Here is a 19,227-nt window from a genome sequence, read left to right as displayed (position 1 = left end):
AATTGCTTTATGTGTACTTCACGTTCGAACGAGGGTCCCCAAACGCTCGAAGCCTGGGTGGACCACCGCCCGCCGACGACCTCCACTTCAGGCGCTTCAAGATATGGGCTATTGGGCCTGCGTGGCTGAACCAAGGCTCTGTTGAAGCCTTTGCCGCTGAAGGTCGGTTGGTAGTCGTTGGTGAATTGCACATCACTGACATCGGGGAGGATATTTTTTACTTCGAAGGTCAGCGGCAGCGAGTCGATCCAGCCGCTGGCGTTGTCTCTGATCTTCTGGACGGCGTTGATTTTATAGGTGCCAAATTTCCAGCCCGTTACGGTGGTGCTCCAAGTGCCGTTGCGCTGTACTTGTGCATTTGGAGGCGCGACCGGCATTGGGTCGGCTGGACTTTCGAGGATAGTGAACTCGATTTCGGTTCTGAGCTTCTCGTCGAAATGTCCGGTGCCGGAAAATGTGATCGTTTCATTGGCTTGCGTGTATGTGACCGTCGGCTTGCCCGTGCGTACCCGTATGCCGAAGGGTTGGCTGGTCAGTGATGTCGTTCCCAAATAGGTATGCGTGCCGACAATTGAATGCGGACCAGGTGTCAGCGTGAAAGATGCAGACCATGCGCCTGTGGCGGCATCGGTTGGGGTGCTGATTTGAGCTTGGGTGTTTTCCGAACGCACAGCTACAGCACTGGAGATCCCGGCGACGACAGTGCCTGTGAACGTCGATGTCATGTCCACCGTCTGCGTCAATCCAGGAGACGTTATTCGGGGGGGGTCAATAACATAAAAATTTCGTTGGACTGACGGCACAGATGTTGCGCCATCGTATCTTTGACTGGCGACTAGAGAATAATTTTTGCCGAACGCAAACTTATAAGTGCTGGTACCACCCCATGACCCATCAATTTCGATCTTTGCGTAGGCCAATACTTTGATCGATGTGTCTTTGATGTAAACATCCACTCTTGTCAACTCTTGGTGCAGACCGCCTGTACCCGCAAATTGCGGCGTTTGTGTACTTATAACCTGCGGCAACGGCCTGAGCGTTACAGGCTTGAGTACGGTCAGTGACGCTTTCCCCGCGTAGCGCCCCTGCGTATTTCCATACTCCTCACGGATGATGAAATCCTGTAAACCCTGGGGGACATTATCAAGGAGCGTGACAGTCCAATTTCCGTAGCCATTGGTAATGGCCGTTGTGCTCAGTACAGTGCCTGAATTGGGACGCACAAGCGTGATTTTGCTGCCTTTACCGGCGAGGCCTGGAACCGTTGTAGTCACAGTACGATTGCTGGCAATGCGAGCAGCCTTTCTGACCAGCAAAGTCCGCGGTGTCCACCTTGACCATTGATCAATGTAATCCCATCTTCCATCAACTCTGACTTGCAGGTCACTCTCGGGAAGGTCTTCGACTCGAATACTGTGCCAGACGCCCCCCAACCATGCACTTTCAGTGATACGTCGGTAGTAATTATCGGCTCCGTGAAAATCCAGATGAACGTTGTGATAACGGCCATCGTTTACCGGTATACGAAACTTGAAGTCCATCGTGGTATCTACTAACAGTGACTCGGAGCCGGCCTCATACTCCAAATCCGCGACCAGGATTCCCGGCTCTTCGGAAATCGGATCATCGGATTTTTGGGAAGGGCGATGGTCCTCAGGAAACGGGCCATCTTCTGGAGGATTGGAGCCTGGGTTCTCATGGTCGGACATGATCGAGCTTCCTTATACCGTCGGTACCTGGGTGCCTCATTGAAGAACCGTAAGCACGAAATGACACCTGTAAAACCTGACAGTCCCGATCAGCGGTAACTATTCCCACGCTGCAACATGCAGACGTCCTTCAGTCATTAACACGCGGCTACATCGGCTTGCGCCGTTGCCTACACATCACTCAGAATCCGCCGGCTTGTGCGCTTTGAAGCTGCCCCGTAACGTGATCCGTGCCGCTGCCAATCAGTGGTCGGGTTTAGTCGCCCGGGGGTTTGTCATCAAGGTGTATAAGCGTCATCCAGTCGGGTAATCCCTATCCCCGCACTCGATGGTGGCTGTACGCAGGGCGCTTCGGCGCGCCGGTTTTTGGTGATACCCCCGGTCGACTAACCTGCGTCCAGCCGCCACCCTTTCGTTTAGTCGCGAGGGGTGAAGGCCCCAACCAAGGGTTATCACCATGATCAAACCAACACCCAATCCCCCCGAAATCGAAGACTCGACCTCCCCCTACGCTTCCCCCGATTCCACCAGACTCCACGAGGCCGCTGAAAAAGCCCTCGATCACTACCTGAAAAAACCCGCCGCTGCGCCGTCGTGCAATTCCGTCGATCGCGGCATGCAGATGTTCATGGTCGCGCCCGACATCAACCCCGAAGCGATGGCCATTCAAACCTACGAAACCTTTTCTTCGGTCAGCATTCTGCTGCTCGACCTGGCGGACAGCCTCGAGGACAAGCCGCGACATCTGGCGATGGCGATCTATCAGTTGAGCGAGATGGGCCTATTGCTGGCGGAAAAGGCGCTGGATCAGGAGCGGGCGATCGCTGTGGCGTGACGTAAAAATCAAAAGATCGCAGCCTTCGGCAGCTCCTACATTTGGAATGCGTTCCCCCTGTAGGAGCTGCCGAAGGCTGCGATCTTTTGCTGTTCAGGCAGAAGCGGGCAACGGCTGAAAACTGAAATACTGCTTCAGCGCCAGCACCAGTTGGCCGAACTCCGGGGGAGCGCGGCGCAGGATGAAACCGGCGTCGTAATGCAGCGGCGTGGCGTCTTCATGGCACCACACGCAACAGGCGCTGAAATCGATGACTTGCTGGCTGCCATCGCGGGCGGGGACCTTGAGGCGTAACTGAAAATCCACCCCGATCATCATCGGCAACTGGCTGATCAGCATCAGCCCGTCCGTAGACACATTGCCGAGAAAGCCGACGGGTTTGTCGGTGACGCTGTTGAACACTCTGAGGTAATACGGCAATTGATGCCGTTCGATCCGGCGGTCGGTAAACATGATGTGCTGTTCGCCATGCAGGGCTCCGTCACGGAGCCGCACCTGTGCTTCGGAACGAACCTGTGCGACAGGCCCGCTCTCCCCGCTTCCGGTGTGACGGTCGCGACAATCGCCGTCACCTTGTAACTGCCAGTCGCAGGTGTTGCGCCGTTATCGAGACACGGCTCGAAACGGTTTCCTTGACTATAGCGGAGCTTGTACAGACGGCCAGATTTTGTACGAAAAGCGCGTCAGAAGCGCGTCGGCCGAACCACCGCAGCGGCGCTGCGTGTCGGGTAATGGCCCAGGCTCTGCAACGTTTCCAGACGCGCGCGGGCGCGGTAGGCGTATTCGCTGTTGGGGTACGAAGCGATAATGAACTGGTAGGTCTGCACCGCGTCGATGTAGAGCTTCTGCCGTTCCAGGCACTGACCGCGCATCATCGACACTTCCGGCCACACGTACGGGCGGGCGCGGCTGGCGCGTTCGACCTTGGACAGTTCGAGCATGACCTGCTCGCAGTTGCCGCGTTCATAGGCGCTGTAGGCGTTGTTCAAATGGTGGTTCATCGACCAACGGGTGCAGCCCGTCGCGGCGAGGGCGCTGAGGGCAAGGGCGGCAATGGGCAACAATCGCATGGGGGTTCTCCTGTCTTGTGCTCTGTATCGACCCCAGGTCGGAAAACTTCAGACGCGCTGGTCGCAAAGTTGCCGCGTTCAATAAAGAAAACGATAAGTAGTGCATTCGAACAATGACTACACCCTTCGAGCATAGTAGCCTCTGCCTGCGCTTGAACTCAGGAGTCTTTGCATGTCCGTCCGTCGTACCAAAATCGTCGCTACCCTTGGCCCGGCCAGTAACTCGCCGGAAGTTCTCGAACAGCTGATTCTGGCTGGTCTGGACGTCGCCCGTCTGAACTTCTCCCACGGCACCCCCGACGAGCACAAGGCTCGCGCGAAGCTGGTGCGTGACCTCGCTGCCAAGCACGGCCGCTTTGTCGCCCTGCTCGGTGACCTGCAAGGCCCGAAAATCCGTATCGCCAAATTCGCCAACAAAAAGATCGAGCTGAAGATCGGTGACAAGTTCACCTTCTCCACCAGCCATCCGTTGACCGAAGGCAACCAGCAGGTGGTCGGCATCGACTACCCGGATCTGGTCAAGGACTGCGGCGTGGGCGACGAGCTGCTGCTCGACGACGGCCGTGTGGTGATGCGCGTTGAAACCGCCACCGCCACTGAACTGCATTGCGTGGTGACCATCGGTGGCCCGCTGTCCGACCACAAAGGCATCAACCGTCGCGGTGGCGGTCTGACCGCGCCGGCCCTGACTGAAAAAGACAAGGCCGACATCAAGCTCGCCGCCGAAATGGAAGTCGACTACCTCGCCGTATCCTTCCCGCGCGACGCCGCCGACATGGAATACGCCCGTCAACTGCGTGACGAGGCCGGCGGCACTGCCTGGCTGGTGGCGAAGATCGAACGCGCCGAAGCCGTGGCCGACGACGAAACCCTCGACGGCCTGATCAAGGCCTCCGACGCGGTGATGGTTGCCCGTGGCGACCTCGGTGTGGAAATCGGCGATGCCGAACTGGTGGGCATTCAGAAGAAAATCATTCTGCACGCACGTCGCCACAACAAGGCCGTGATCGTCGCGACGCAGATGATGGAGTCGATGATCCAGAACCCGATGCCGACCCGCGCCGAAGTATCCGACGTGGCCAACGCCGTGCTCGACTACACCGACGCCGTGATGCTCTCGGCCGAATCCGCCGCTGGTCTCTACCCGCTGGAAGCCGTGCAGGCGATGGCGCGCATCTGCGTCGGCGCCGAGAAACACCCGACCGGCAAGACCTCCAGCCACCGCATCGGCAAGGAATTCAGCCGCTGCGACGAGAGCATCGCGCTGGCGACCATGTACACCGCCAACCACTTCCCGGGCGTCAAAGCGATCATCGCGTTGACTGAAAGCGGCTTCACCCCGCTGATCATGTCGCGGATCCGCTCCTCGGTGCCGATCTACGCGTTCACCCCGCACCGCGAAGCCCAGGCCCGCGCAGCAATGTTCCGTGGCGTCTACACCATCCCGTTCGACCCGGCCTCGCTGGAACCGCACGAAGTCAGCCAGAAAGCCATCGACGAGCTGACCAAGCGCGGCGTCGTGGAAAAAGGCGACTGGGTCATCCTGACCAAGGGCGACAGCTACCACACCACTGGCGGCACCAATGGCATGAAGATCCTGCATGTCGGTGATCCGCAGGTCTGAGTGACCGGCAGCTGAAACGCAAAAGCCCCGCCATGTGAATGGCGGGGCTTTTTTGCTTATGATTCAACAGATATTTTGTCTGGTAAGGCCCTTTCGCGAGCAGGCTCGCTCTCACACTTGAAATGCAATCTCCTGTGGGAGCGAGCCTGCTCGCGAAGGCGTCTTGACACTCAGCGAAAGAACCCGCTCAACGCCGCCACCGCCTCTGGCGAACGCAGCCGCTGGGTAAACAATGCGCCCTCCTCCTCGATCACTTTGCGCAGCAGCTCGCGATCGGGCGCTCGCATCAGTTGCTTGCTGATGTGCACCGCTTCGGCCGGCAGCTCATCAAACCGCAGCGCCATTTCCCGGGCCTTGCTCAACGCAGCCGCGCCACTGTCCAGCGCGTCTGTGGCAATTCCCCATTGCGCAGCCTGTGCGCCGCTAAAGCCTTCGCCGAGCAATAACAACTCAGCCGCTTTCGCTTGCCCGAGCAAACGCGGCAGGATCAGGCTGGAGCCGAATTCCGGGCACAATCCGAGGTTGACGAACGGCATGCGCAGCCGGGCGTCGCGGCTGACATAGACCAGATCGCAATGCAGCAGCAGGGTCGTGCCGATACCCACCGCAGCACCGGCCACGGCGGCGATCACCGGTTTGCGGCATTCGAGCAGATTGAGCATGAAGTGAAACACCGGGCTGTCGAGGTCGCTCGGCGGTTGTTCGATGAAGTCGGCGATGTCATTGCCGGCGGTGAAGCACTCGGCGCTGCCGCTGATCAGTACGGCATTGATTTCGGGGTCGCTGTCGGCCTGTGTCAGTGCTTCGGCGAGGCGGCTGTACATGGCGCGCGTCAGGGCGTTTTTCTTGTCCGGGCGGTTGAGGCGCAGGGTCAGCAAACCGCGTTCGCGTTCCAGCAGGATGGCTTCGGTCATGGCGTGTCTCGCGTCTGAAAATCAGCGCTCAACCACGGCTCACAAACACGTCGGCCAGCAGTTGATTGCGCGGCAATCCGGCCAGATACAGACGCTTGGCGAACGCGTCGACACTGGCCGTCGAGCCGCAGACTAAGGCCAGGGTCTGCCGGGAAACAAGGCGCAGTTGTGCCAAAGCGGCGGCCGAGTCGGCCGCTGCCCACAGCTCGACACTGAGGTTTTCCCGCTGCGCGGCCAGTGCGGCAAGGGGTTTGGCCAGGTAGTGCTCGCGTTCGTCATGGGCCAGGTGAATGACGCGAATGGCGCCTTGGTGATCCTCACGCAAGGCCTCACGCAGCACCCCGAACAACGGCCCCAAACCAGTGCCGGCAGCCAGCAGCCACAGCGGCCGGGCGTGCCAGTCCGGATCGTAATGCAAGGCACCGCCGCGCAGTTCGCCAAGGCGGATCGAGTCGCCGATCTGCAGCTTGCGTGCGGCATCGATGAATTCGCCGGGCTGGCGGCAATCCAGGTGGAACTCGAGAAAGCGGTCTTCTTGCGGCAGGCTCGCCAGCGAGTACGGTCGGGCGATGTGGCCGATCCACAGCACCAGATGCTGGCCGGCGCTGTAGCGCAATGGCCGCTGCGGGGTCAGGCGCAGGCGCAGAACGCTGTCGCTGAGCCAGTCCAGCGCTTCGACCACGGCCGGGCGGCCGTCGCTGATCGGGTCGAAAGTGTGTACCTGCAAGTCTTCGACCACCTGACACTGACAAGCCAGGCGCCAACCGTCCTGACGTTGCTCGGCACTCAAGGCATCCGGACGATTGTCGGCGGGCAGGCCCTGGATGCATTGCACCAGACAGGCATGGCAACTGCCGGCGCGACAGCTGTAGGGCACGGCAACGCCGTTCTGATTGAGACTGTCGAGCAGGTTGCTGCCCGCCTCAACCGTCCACTGCCGATCACCGACGCGCAATTCAGGCATCAATGTTCTCCCACGCGGCGGCACAACGATTGCGCCCGTCACGCTTGGCCCGATACAGCGCCTGATCGGCACGCTGCAACGCCTCATCCAGATCATCGCCAACGGACAGCAGGGTCATGCCCGCCGACAGGCTCAGGTTGCGCACTTGCAGGCCCATCAATTCCACCTCACTGAAGGCGATGCGCAAACGCTCGCAACACGCGGTCAGGCGTTCGGCATCGCAGTCGGGCACCAGCACGACGAATTCCTCGCCACCATAACGCGCCAGCACGTCACCGTCGCGCAGACAGGCTTGCGCCACCCCGGCAAACGCCTGCAATACCTGATCGCCGGCAGCGTGGCCGTGCAGGTCGTTGATGCGCTTGAAGTGGTCCAGATCGATCAGCGCCAGCCCGTGCATCACGTCGCTGTCGAGCGCATTCAGCTCGCGGGAAGCGATGCGCAGGAAATGCCGGCGATTGAACAGCCCGGTCAGTTCGTCGGTGGCGACCAGATCTTCAAGCTGGCGCATCATTCCGCGCAGGGTGTCCTGATGCGCCTGCAAGGCAAACCGACGCTGGCGCTGACGTTGTCGGGAAACCTGGACAAAACGTGCGTAAAGCACCAGCCACGCCAAGACCATCGCCAGAATGCACACCTGCAACGCTGCGAGCGCAGGCTCGGCCAAGCGGAAGTGGTAGGCGTCCCACAGGGTAATCGCGGAAAAACTGAAGAACACCAACAACGCGCAGCGGATGAATACTCGTCGGGTGAGATGGAACAGGCCGAACAGCAGGATCAGCACGTAAAACACCAGAAACGCGCCGCGCGCTTCGTCGACATGGGCGATCAGCCACGTCTGCCAGCCCAGGCCCATCAGCACTTGCGCTTCGGTCAGGCTGGGGTCGGCGAAGCGCTGGTTGCGCCCGCTCCAGAACATCGCGAAAAGGCTCGCCTGACTGATCACTACCAGCGCGCTGCCGATGGCCACGCCACTGAGCGATTGCTGGTAATGCCCGGTGAAAAACGCCAGCCACAGCAGCAGCAGAGCCAATCCGTAGGTGGCCGCAGCGAGGGCGAAGCGTTTGAGCAAAAGGCGTTGAATGGCGTTATGGGTCAATCGTTGACTCACCGTGCGATAGGAGGCTGACCGAGTGTCCTACTCTACAGACCGGATGCCACTTTAGAGGCCCGGTCGCTAAATGACCACCGATTTTCGGGCTCGAAAATTGACGTCAAAAGTGTGGCCCACTGACACTGCCAAAAGCCCCTCACCCTAGCCCTCTCCCAGAGGGAGAGGGGACTGACCGGGTTGTTTATCCGAGTTACACCGACTTCAAACATCGCGCCGAACTCGAGTCTGGAAACGGCACAAAACAGCTTCATTTTCCTGAGCCGGACTTAGTTTTTGAACAAGATGAAGATCGGCTCCCTTTCCCCCTCGCCCCATCTGGGGGAGAGGGCTGGGGTGAGGGGGGCGATCCTGAAGTGCAAACCCGCTGTCCGATATTCGCCCACCCATGCGACCAACGAATGACTGCCGGCGCGTGTACGCCCCACCGAGGCGCGGTATACTGCCGCGCCTTTTTAGCGTCGCGCCAGCAGCCCCGGCGTGCCAGAGGATCAGCTGTGAGCCGAAAGCCTCAAGCTGCCCCATAGAATGTTCCCGTGTTTCAGAGGAGCGCGACTCATGACCGTGATCAAGCAAGATGACCTGATTCAGAGCGTTGCCGACGCCCTGCAGTTCATTTCCTATTACCACCCCGTGGATTTCATCCAGGCGATGCACGAAGCCTACCTGCGCGAAGAGTCGCCAGCGGCCCGTGATTCGATGGCGCAGATCCTGATCAACTCGCGCATGTGCGCCACCGGCCATCGCCCGATCTGCCAGGACACCGGTATCGTCACCGTGTTCGTCCGTGTCGGCATGGATGTGCGCTGGGATGGCGCCACCATGGGCCTGGACGACATGATCAACGAAGGCGTGCGTCGCGCCTACAACCTGCCGGAAAACGTCCTGCGTGCCTCGATCCTTGCCGACCCGGCAGGCGCTCGCAAGAACACCAAGGACAACACCCCGGCCGTAATTCACTACTCCATCGTCCCGGGCAACACCGTGGAAGTGGACGTGGCGGCCAAGGGCGGCGGTTCCGAGAACAAGTCGAAAATGGCCATGCTCAACCCGTCCGACTCGATCGTCGACTGGGTATTGAAAACCGTGCCGACCATGGGCGCCGGCTGGTGTCCGCCGGGCATGCTGGGTATCGGCATCGGCGGCACCGCCGAGAAAGCCGCGGTGATGGCCAAGGAAGTGTTGATGGAATCCATCGACATTCACGAGCTCAAGGCCCGTGGCCCGCAGAATCGCATCGAAGAAATGCGTCTGGAGCTGTTCGAGAAGGTCAACCAGTTGGGTATCGGTGCCCAGGGCCTCGGTGGCCTGACCACCGTGCTCGACGTGAAGATCATGGACTACCCGACCCACGCCGCATCCTTGCCGGTGTGCATGATCCCCAACTGCGCCGCTACCCGTCACGCACACTTCGTGCTCGACGGTTCCGGCCCGGCCTCGCTGGAAGCGCCACCGCTGGACGCCTACCCGGAAATCGTCTGGGAAGCCGGCCCGTCGGCGCGTCGTGTCAACCTCGACACCCTGACCCCGGAAGACGTGCAGAGCTGGAAGCCGGGCGAAACCGTGCTGCTCAACGGCAAGATGCTCACCGGTCGCGACGCCGCGCACAAGCGCATGGTCGAGATGCTCAACAAGGGTGAAACCCTGCCGGTGGATCTGAAAGGTCGTTTCATCTATTACGTCGGCCCGGTTGATCCGGTCGGTGACGAAGTGGTTGGCCCGGCGGGTCCTACCACCGCAACGCGGATGGACAAGTTCACCCGCCAGATCCTCGAGCAGACCGGCCTGCTGGGCATGATCGGCAAGTCCGAGCGCGGCCCGACCGCGATCGACGCGATCAAGGACAACAAGGCTGTGTACCTGATGGCAGTCGGCGGCGCTGCGTACCTGGTTGCGCAAGCGATCAAGAAGTCCAAGGTGCTGGCATTTGCCGAGCTGGGCATGGAAGCGATCTACGAGTTCGAGGTCAAGGACATGCCGGTCACCGTAGCGGTGGACAGCAAAGGTGAGTCGGTGCACATCACTGGCCCGGCGATCTGGCAACAGAAGATCAGCGAAAGCCTGGCGGTAGAAGTGCAGTAAGCCTCTGGCGTTATGAAAACGGCCGGTGCATCCGCAAAGATGCCCCGGCCGTTTTTGCTTGTTCAAACCAATCGCGATAACAGAATTTCCCATGCACAGAAAATGATCTTGCGCACCTGTCAGATCTGACAGGTCCATCTCCGGCCCACTCCTGTTAGCGTCTGTCCATACGCCCTATGTAGCGCGAATGGACTCGACCATGGCCGATCAAGACCTCAGCATCACAGCTCCCTCCATCGCCAGGAGCTCATCGATCGCCACCATCGGCAAGAGCTGGAGCGCCGTCGGGCCGACCGCCTCGGCTGGATGCGAATTGCCGATTCCGCTATCGAGCGGTCGTGGCTACGGCCCGCAAATACCCCTGTCAATCAACAGCCAGAGCGGTAACGGTCCGTTTGGCCTTGGTTGCCACCTGGGCCTGAGCCAGATCAGTCGCCGCACCAACAAAGGTGTTCCACGGTATACCGAGCACGATGAAATCATCGGGCATGACGGCGAGGTGTGGATGCCGGAGCTCGATGATGCCGGAGACTTGAAGTCGCGCACGGAACACAGCTACAGAGACCGCCCCATTCCCGAACACAACGTCGTGTCTTACCGGGCGCGGATCGAAAGCGATTTTTCCCTGCGCGAATGCTGGCATCCGGCTGACGGTGGAGCCCCCTTCTGGCTGGTCCACGGTGCCGACGGCACGTTGCATGTCTACGGCAAAACCAGCGCCTCACGCCGTGCCGACCCCGACGACGAATCGCGCATCAGTAGCTGGCTGCTGTGTGAAAGCATGAACGCCCATGGCGAACACATCTGCTACGAGTACAAGCCCGACGATCAGCCTGACGAGCACGATCCGATTCACGACTACCGCGCCCAGCGCTATCTGCGCCGGGTGTGTTATGGCAATGCCACGGCGAGCGACCGTCTCTATAGCTGGGACACCGACCGGCCGACGGATTTGCCTTGGCATTTTCAACTGGTGTTCGATTACGGCGAACGCAGCAGTTCGCTGACGGAGACCCCGAGCTACGAAGAAGTGAACCGCTGGCGGCTGCGACCGGATCCGTTTTCCACCTATGGCCAGGGTTTTGAACTGAGCACCCGCAGGCTGTGCCAGCAAGTGTTGATGTTTCATCACTTCCCCGAAGGGCTGGCGACAGAGGCGAAGCTTGTACGTCGCCTGCTGCTGGAATATCGACCTATCCAGAACTCTGCTCCGTGGGCCTACAGCCAGATCAGCGCGGCGCACTATCAGGCCTTCGATGCGCAAGGCAATGTCGAGCATTCACCGCCGCTAGAGTTCGAATACTCGCCCTTCGAGATCAACAAGACACCTGCACGCCTGTTGGAAAACGAGACTCAACCGGGCATCGAAGACGGCGGGTTCTACCAATGTGTCGATCTGTATGGCGAGGGCGTGCCGGGTTTTCTCTGCCGCTATGACAACGCCTGGTACTACCGCGAGCCGCTGCGCGCGGCGCCTGGTACCGAACTGATCGGTTACGGCCCATGGGCTCTGCTGGACAAGATCCCGGTGGCAGATCGTAACCGCGCCGTGGCGCAACTGCTGGATCTGACCGGCGATGGGCGCCTGGACCTGATCATCGCCCGGTTGGGTTACTGCGGGTTCCATGCGCTGAATGCGCAGCGACAATTCGAATTGTTCAGCGCGTTCGACACGTTTCCCCGGGAACACCAGGATCTGACTTTGACCATGGGGGATTTCAGCGGGGACGGCCTGATGTCAGCGGCCAGCATCAGCCACGATCGTGTGAGGCTCTATGCCAGCCTGCGCGAAAAAGGCTTCGCCGCCGCACAGGAAATCCCCCATGCATACGAAGACGACCGTCTGCCGGTGTTCAGCAACTCGCGAACAGAACTGGTGCTTCTGGGCAATCTGCTGGGCAGCGACATGCCCGAGCTGTGTCGCATCCGCCATGACGAAGTCCGCTGTTGGCCGAATCTTGGTCATGGCAAATTCGGTCAAGGTCGCAAGATCAGTGCCCTGCCCTTCACCTACGACGAATTCGACGCCGCACGAGTGCGTCTGGCCGACCTCGATGGCTCCGGCGCGCCCGCGCTGATCTATCTGCGATCCGAAGGGTTCGACATTTACCTGAACCGGGGCGGCAACGGCCTGGAGCAGATTCCCGTCAGCGTGCCGTGGCCTGAAGAGGTGCGTTATGACCGCTTGTGCCAGGTCAGTTTCGCCGACCTGCAAGGCCTCGGTTGCGCCAGCCTGATTCTGACGGTGCCGCATATCCAGCCTCGGCATTGGCGCTACGATTTTGTTGCAGCCAAGCCCTATCTGCTGGTCAACAGCAACAACAACATGGGTTACTCCAGCAGCGTGACTTATCGCAGTTCGGCTCAGGAATGGCTGGATGAAAAGGAGCGACTGCTGGCACTTGCGCGTGCACCGATATGTCATCTGCCGTTTCCGCTGCCCGTGGTGAAGAAACAGGAGCAACACGACGAGATCACCGACAACCGGTTGACCCAGTCATTCACCTGGCGCGAAGGGTTCTACGACTGCAGGGAACGGGAGTTTCGCGGGTTCGGCTATTTGCAGCAACTTGACTGCGAGATTGGAGCCGATCCTTCAGAGCCTGGCTTCAACGAGCCGGTGCAAACATGCACCTGGTTTCACAACGGGCAGGAAATGAATCGTTCCCGCGAGGATTATTTCAACGCGGACGTGGACGCCTGCCCGTTGGGCGAAACCCTGTTCAGTCGTTATCACCCCAAAGGTGAAATCGATGAGCCTGTCACCCCGGAAGATGCCGACAGTCGCTACCGGATTGCGCAGGCACTGGTCGGCTCGGTCGCCCGAACGGAGACCCTTGCCTACCAGGAAGATTCGCAGGTACCTGGCGCTGCCAAGCTGTACTCGGTAGAGGAAAAGCGTTATCTGGTGCGCGAGGTGCGGCCCCAGGGGCCATATGCCGCAGCCGTTCTGCTGCCCCTTCAAGTTGAAGCAATCAGTTATCAGTACGACGGCTTCATCAATGACCCGCTGTGCCGCCACGATGTCACCCTGCGCTGGGACGCTTATGGCGCCGCGACCCATGCACTGACGGTGAGCTATGCGCGCAGGTTGACCGCCCAGAGCCGGCCACCCTTCACCGAGGACCACCTGAATCAATGGTGGTCCGACGCTCACGACGAGGCGCAGCAATACTTTTACATCAGTGAAACCCGTGCGCGTCTGATCAATCTGCCAGAGCCGCAGCAATGGCGACTGGGCTTGCCCTATCAGGAACGGGGCGACGCGCTGAAATTGACCAAAGGTACGCTACCCGGCGAGCTGAACCCGGCACAGATATCTTTCGAATCGTTGAGAAAGCTGCAGGATTCGCAAGAATGGGCCATCGAACGGGTACTGACTTCCCAATCCATACAGCACTATGTGGACGTAGAGGGTATTGAACTGGAAGACGGCGTCGCCGGATTCGAAGCCCTGTCGCATTCTCTGGAGCTTGCCCTGCTGGACAAGACCGCGCTGGAGGCTTACAGCATTGTGCCGGATCTGAACATTCGCGAGGCCCTCAAGGCAATTGGTTACTCGCCCATGCCGATGCTGTTCGAAACGCCGCCGAGCGAGGAACAAAACCTTTGGTCATCGCGGTTCAATCTGGCTCGGTACGGCGACTTGCAAGCGTTCTATAAAGTGCTCGATTTCAACGAAACGCCAAGCCATGGCGTGACCAAAGCCGAATACGATCAACACTGGCTGACGGTCATGCGCATGGAGTTGCCCGACGGTTGTGCCGTGCAGGTCGCGGAATTCGATTACCACGCCCTGAAACCCAAGCGAATCACCGACGCCAACGACAACACTGAAGAAGTCATCCATGAGCCTTCCGGTCAGCCGCTGGTCATCAGCTTTCACGGTACCGAGAATGGCCAACCTGCCGGATTCGACAAGCTGACCGATGACTGGACCTTGCCGGCCCCCAGTCCGGAACAGGCCATCCAGTATCCGGAGGACACTGTAAAAAACGCAGCCAGCACCCTGCACAAAAACCTGTTCAGCTGGATGGGCCTGATACCCGCCTCCACGCTTCAAACCCTGTCAATCAAGCAGGACGATCTGTTGCCCGGCGGGCAGATCCGCGCCAGCGCAAGACGCCGGCTTGCGCAAAATCACGTCCTGACGCCTGAAGACCAGCAATTGCTCGAGGCAATTGAACTGGCGTACCGAGAGCCGGTACACACCGTGGTGCTCAGTGCCGACCGCTATCCCTATGACACCGTCAAGGCACAGATCCAGATTGTCAAAACCTGCGTCGATGGCTTTGGTCGGGTACTGCAAACCCAGCAGAAGGTCGACCCCGGGCTGGCTTATGTGGTGGGTGAGGATGGTCAATTGCTGATCGAAGAAGGTGAGCAACCGACGCAGACACGCTGGCGTATCAGCGAACGCGTCGAATACAACAACAAGGGTCTCGCACAGCGCCAATACCGGCCGTTTTTCGCTAACACGCACCGCTACGTCAATGATCAATCGCTGCGCCAACTCGGGCTCTTCGATCAGCTGTTCTATGACGCAACGGGACGTCCGATCAAGCTGATCAACGCCAAGGGCGACTTTTCCCGCGAGACGTATCATCCCTGGTATCACACCAGCGAAGACTTCAACGACACCGCTGAAGAGGTGGTGTCTACGCGAGGGTCAGGCGCATGAGCGCCTCCACACATTGGCGCACGCCTTCGCTGACAGCCAGCGACGGACGTGGCCTGCCAGTCCGTCAGGTCGCTTATTTGCGTACAGTGGCAGAGGACGCGGTCAGCGCTGTTGTGACGTTTCAGGAACACGATGTGGCCGGACGTCCGGTCGCGCAACAGGATCCGCGCCTGCCCATTGCAAACACCACCACTGTTTATTCCATCAATGGCGATGCGGTGTTCACCGACAGTGTCGATAGCGGCTGGCGTTTGCTGCTGCCGGGGCCGGCCGGGGAGCCTCGGCAGCAATGGGACGCGCGCGGCCATGTCTGGCAATCGACCTTTGACGGGCAATTGCGCGTGGTGCAGCTCGAAGTGTCGGGAAACGGCGAAAATCAGCTCGATACCTTCACTTACGCCTCCGGCTCTGCCGGAGCAGACTCCAACCTGCGCGGCCGGTTGATCCAGCAGACAGATCCGTCAGGCTCGCTGGATATCACCAGCTATGCCCTCACCGGACAGGCACTGGTGGAAAAGCGCACATTTGATGATCACCAAGCGTTCACCAGCCATCAGGTGTTCAGTCCGCTTGGCGCCGTGCTTGAACAGACCGACGCCGGCGGCCATCGCAGAACCTCGCGCTATGGTCTTGCCGGGCAGCTCAGGCAAATGCACTTGCAAGTGAAGGCAAACATCACGCAAGTCCTGGAGGATGCGCAGTACAACGCCAATGGCCAGCTCATCGAGCAACAGGACGGCAACGGAGTGCTCAGCGAATGGACCTACGATCCAGCCGACGGACGCTTGCGCAAGCAGATCAGTCATAAGCCCGGCCAACCCGCATTGCAGGATCTGCAATATTTCTACGATCGCGTCGGCAATATCATCCGCATCGAAGACCACGCCTTCGAGCCCGTCTGGTTCGCCAATCAACGGGTCGACGGCCACCGTGAATTCAGCTACGACTCCCTGTACCGTCTGATTCGCGCGACCGGTCATGACGACGCCCTGCCCCCGGACATTCCCGGCCTGCCGCGACCGCCCGACGAGCGAAACCGCCTCAATTACACCCAGACGTATAGCTACGACGATGGCGGCAATCTGACCGAGTTGCGTCATCAGCGCGACGGCAACAGTCGTACCCGCACGATGTGCATCGACCAGAAAAGCAATCGCGGGGTGCGTTGGCAAACAGGTGACGAGCCGCCGGACTTCGACATCTGGTTCGACCCGCACGGCAATCAACGCAAGCTGCACCACGGTCCGTCATTGCACTGGAACAGCCGTGACGAGCTGGAGCGCGTGGATCTGGTTATCCGTCAGGACAGCGATAACGATGCCGAGTATTACCAGTACAGCGCGGGCCAGCGGGTCCTCAAATGTCATGAATGGTTCACCGACAAGGTCCGCCACTTCCACCAGGTGCGTTACCTGCCAGGGCTGGAAATCCGCAGCAAAGACAACGGCGAAGAGCTGCACATCATCAGCCTCGGTAACGCGCGCTGCCTGCATTGGGCGCAACGTTCAGCGCCGATAGACGACCAGATGCGCTACACCCTCGAAGACCACCTAGGCTCTTGCGTGATGGAGCTCAATGAAGACGCTGTGGTCACCAGCGCAGAAGGCTATTACCCGTTCGGCGAAACCGCATGGATGGCGCCGGAATCGGAAATCGAATACCGCTTCATCCGTTATTCCGGCAAGGAAATGGACGTCAGCGGTTTGTACTACTACGGCGCCCGTTATTACGCGCCGTGGTTGCAGCGTTGGGTCAGTGCTGATCCGGCGGGGGATGTGGATGGGTTGAACCTGTATGGTTTTGTCGGTAACAACCCGATTCTGTTCATCGATAACGACGGTAACAAAAAAGACTTGCCGTCTGACGTCAGGCAGGACATCGCGACCTACGCAAAAGTCCTGGATAACCTGGGCAATGAGCTGCAAACGTACAATCGGCAATTGAACGGACTGTTCAGCGCTACGGACATTTCCAAACGCATGGCCATAAACACAGGCTTCAACATTGGCAAGGGAGTTGCCACCACGACAGCAGGGAAAGGCGGCGAAGCACTTGGGACGCTGATATTGCCCGGAGTCGGGACATTTATCGGAGGGATCGTCGCCTCAAAAATCTCCGGCGCGGCAATGGACAAACTCGGCGAAATTACAACTGTTTCCACTCCCGTCCTGCCCGATGCCAAAAAACTGAACCCCGAGAGCATTCACAGCAATGCCACAACAAGCATTTTAACCCCTCTGAGATACGCAAAAAAAATAGCCAGATCTTATGATCCTCGGACTTCCGAGGGAGCAAATAAGCTGATCGGAACAGTAGCCGAGAAAACGCTCAGCAAGTTTGCGCAGGTACCCGCTGCGAGTGACATGATGGCCATTGCTTACGCGGGGAAGGACACAGCCACAGCGCTGGCCGGTTTAAGGGATATCGAAATTGATGACCTCGAGACAGCGTTGGGTTTGATTATCGACATGCTTGAACAGGACCAAAGCGACATCAATGCGGCTTTCAGTGAAATCGGAGTCAACGAGTTTTATGACCAAGGCCTGGTGGGCTCATTCGGTTTTGCGCTGGATCTTGCAAAAGGTAGCGTCGGAACCCAGAGCTCCAGCTCAATCAGCCGGGATCGGATCAAGAAAGAAATTTCCGTGCGCATGGCTGAAGCAAGGCGCGGTATTGAGTTGATTGGCAGGTATCGCCAATACAGCGGTCAAAAGACGGCGTAAACAAGTTCGCCTACCTTCAGGCAGTTTTGCCGTGGTTCTGCGCCTGGATAAATCATGAGCACCTGGCCCTTGAATAGATCAACGCATATCCATACGCCAAGCGTGCAGGTCAAGGATCCTCGGGCTTTGGTTGTCAGGCATATTGCCTATCTGTGTGCAACGACGCATGGAGAAATCAAGCCCCTGATCACCTGCCAGACTCACAACCCTGCCGGGCGCCTGCTAGAAAAACGGGATCCGCGCTTATCTGCACCCAACCTCACTACTCACTACTCGCTCAACGGCACCGTGTTGAAAATCGACAGCGTCGATGCCGGCTGGCGTTTGGTACTGCCGGGACTGGCCGGTGAGCCTCGGCAACGTTGGGACGAGCGCGGCCATGTCTGGCGATCGACCTTTGACGACCAGCTGCGTGTCGTCAGACTCCAGGTCACCAGAAAGGATGAGGAGGAAGAGGAAGAGGTCGAAACCTTCCTCTACGCCGGTGGCGCCGACACCACCAACCACAACCTGCGCGGACGGTTGATCAAGCAAACCGATGCGTCTGGTGTTCTGGCGATATCCAGCTATTCCCTCGCCGGCCAGCCGATGCAGGAAACCCGAACTTTCCAGGACACACAGGCTTTCACCAGCCATCAGGTGTTCAGCCCGCTGGGCACGGTGCTGGAGCAAACCGATGCCGGCGGCCATCGCAGAGCATCGCGCTATGGTCTTGCCGGGCAACTCAGGCAAATGGAGCTGCAAGTCGAGACGAAAGTCACGCAGGTCTTGCTGGATGCGCAGTACAACGCCAACAATCAGATCATCTCGCAACTGGCCGGTAACGGTGTCCTGAGTCAGTGGACGTATGACCCGGCCGATGGACGCCTGCATACGCGCACCAGTCAGAAAACCGCTCACCCCAGATTGCAGGATCTGCAATATCTCTACGATCGCGTCGGCAATATCATCCGCATCGAAGACCACGTCTTCGAGCCAACCTGGTTCGCCAATCAACGGGTCGACGGCCACCGTGAATTCAGCTACGACTCCCTGTATCGCCTGATCCGCGCGACCGGTCATGACGACGCCCTGCCCCCGGACATTCCCGGCCTGCCGCGACCGCCCGACGAGCGAAACCGCCTCAATTACATCCAGACGTATAGCTACGACGATGGCGGCAATCTGGCCGAGTTGCGTCATCAGCGCGACGGCAACAGTCGTACCCGCACGATGTGCATCGACCAGAAAAGCAATCGCGGGGTGCGTTGGCAAACAGGTGACGAGCCGCCGGACTTCGACATCTGGTTCGACCCGCACGGCAATCAACGCAAGCTGCGCCACGGTCCGTCATTGCACTGGAACAGCCGTGACGAGCTGGAGCGCGTGGATCTGGTTATCCGTCAGGACAGCGATAACGATGCCGAGTATTACCAGTACAGCGCGGGCCAGCGGGTCCTCAAATGTCATGAATGGTTCACCGACAAGGTCCGCCACTTCCACCAGGTGCGTTACCTGCCAGGGCTGGAAATTCG

The 19,227-nt window shown here is 59.3% G+C and carries 10 protein-coding genes and 2 pseudogenes; 6 read left to right on the top strand and 6 right to left on the bottom strand.

The window, feature by feature from the left end:
• Window positions 1–1,709 (bottom strand): annotated as a pseudogene (locus CKW30_RS17590) (hypothetical protein); the annotation flags it as partial.
• Window positions 1,710–2,166: 457 nt separating this feature from the next.
• On the opposite strand from CKW30_RS17590, the gene CKW30_RS17585 reads away from it, so the two are divergent.
• The gene (locus tag CKW30_RS17585) at window positions 2,167–2,544 is read left to right on the top strand and encodes a DUF6124 family protein (protein ID WP_095181454.1); all 378 of its coding nucleotides are present in this window, start codon (window positions 2,167–2,169) and stop codon (window positions 2,542–2,544) included.
• 93 nt (window positions 2,545–2,637) lie between these two features.
• Here the strand turns inward: CKW30_RS17585 and CKW30_RS17580 are convergent, their stop codons facing one another.
• Together CKW30_RS17580 and CKW30_RS17575 are read right to left on the bottom strand one after the other, a co-directional pair.
• Window positions 2,638–2,997: a PilZ domain-containing protein gene (locus tag CKW30_RS17580; protein WP_041479819.1), complete on the bottom strand. Its 360-nt coding sequence runs from the start codon at window positions 2,995–2,997 to the stop codon at window positions 2,638–2,640.
• Window positions 2,998–3,227: 230 nt separating this feature from the next.
• Complete coding sequence (locus tag CKW30_RS17575; protein WP_095181453.1) at window positions 3,228–3,614, bottom strand: tol-pal system YbgF family protein; 387 nt, start codon at window positions 3,612–3,614, stop codon at window positions 3,228–3,230.
• Between the two features lie 172 nt (window positions 3,615–3,786).
• Between CKW30_RS17575 and pyk the strand changes: the two genes are divergently transcribed.
• A complete protein-coding gene (pyk, locus tag CKW30_RS17570; protein ID WP_024014116.1) occupies window positions 3,787–5,238 on the top strand; it encodes a pyruvate kinase in 1,452 nt (483 codons plus the stop codon).
• Between the two features lie 170 nt (window positions 5,239–5,408).
• On the opposite strand, the gene CKW30_RS17565 is transcribed toward pyk, so the two are convergent.
• The 3 genes from CKW30_RS17565 to CKW30_RS17555 are packed head-to-tail and all read right to left on the bottom strand — an operon-like array spanning window position 5,409 to window position 8,215.
• On the bottom strand, window positions 5,409–6,152 hold the full coding sequence (locus CKW30_RS17565; protein WP_095181452.1) for an enoyl-CoA hydratase-related protein: 744 nt from the start codon (window positions 6,150–6,152) through the stop codon (window positions 5,409–5,411).
• A 28-nt stretch (window positions 6,153–6,180) separates the two neighbouring features.
• Complete coding sequence (locus tag CKW30_RS17560; RefSeq protein WP_056787830.1) at window positions 6,181–7,116, bottom strand: iron-sulfur-binding ferredoxin reductase; 936 nt, start codon at window positions 7,114–7,116, stop codon at window positions 6,181–6,183.
• Window positions 7,109–8,215, bottom strand: coding sequence for a diguanylate cyclase (locus CKW30_RS17555; RefSeq protein ID WP_041479822.1), 1,107 nt, complete (start codon window positions 8,213–8,215; stop codon window positions 7,109–7,111). Before CKW30_RS17555 ends, CKW30_RS17560 begins: the two co-directional genes overlap by 8 nt.
• A gap of 570 nt (window positions 8,216–8,785) precedes the next feature.
• Between CKW30_RS17555 and CKW30_RS17545 the strand changes: the two genes are divergently transcribed.
• The 4 genes and pseudogenes from CKW30_RS17545 to CKW30_RS27235 all read left to right on the top strand — a co-directional run.
• On the top strand, window positions 8,786–10,309 hold the full coding sequence (locus CKW30_RS17545) for a fumarate hydratase (protein WP_016773454.1): 1,524 nt from the start codon (window positions 8,786–8,788) through the stop codon (window positions 10,307–10,309).
• A gap of 199 nt (window positions 10,310–10,508) precedes the next feature.
• The gene (locus CKW30_RS17540; protein WP_095181451.1) at window positions 10,509–14,990 is read left to right on the top strand and encodes a SpvB/TcaC N-terminal domain-containing protein; all 4,482 of its coding nucleotides are present in this window, start codon (window positions 10,509–10,511) and stop codon (window positions 14,988–14,990) included.
• Complete coding sequence (locus tag CKW30_RS17535) at window positions 14,987–17,713, top strand: RHS repeat domain-containing protein (RefSeq protein WP_095181450.1); 2,727 nt, start codon at window positions 14,987–14,989, stop codon at window positions 17,711–17,713. Before CKW30_RS17540 ends, CKW30_RS17535 begins: the two co-directional genes overlap by 4 nt.
• A 54-nt stretch (window positions 17,714–17,767) precedes the next feature.
• Window positions 17,768–19,227 (top strand): annotated as a pseudogene (locus CKW30_RS27235) (RHS repeat protein); the annotation flags it as partial.

The organism is Pseudomonas sp. Irchel 3F6 (assembly GCF_900187595.1).
GTDB lineage: Bacteria > Pseudomonadota > Gammaproteobacteria > Pseudomonadales > Pseudomonadaceae > Aquipseudomonas > Aquipseudomonas siliginis.
The sequence above is the reverse complement of the archived record's forward strand: the minus strand, read 5'-3'. Positions and strand labels throughout refer to the sequence as shown.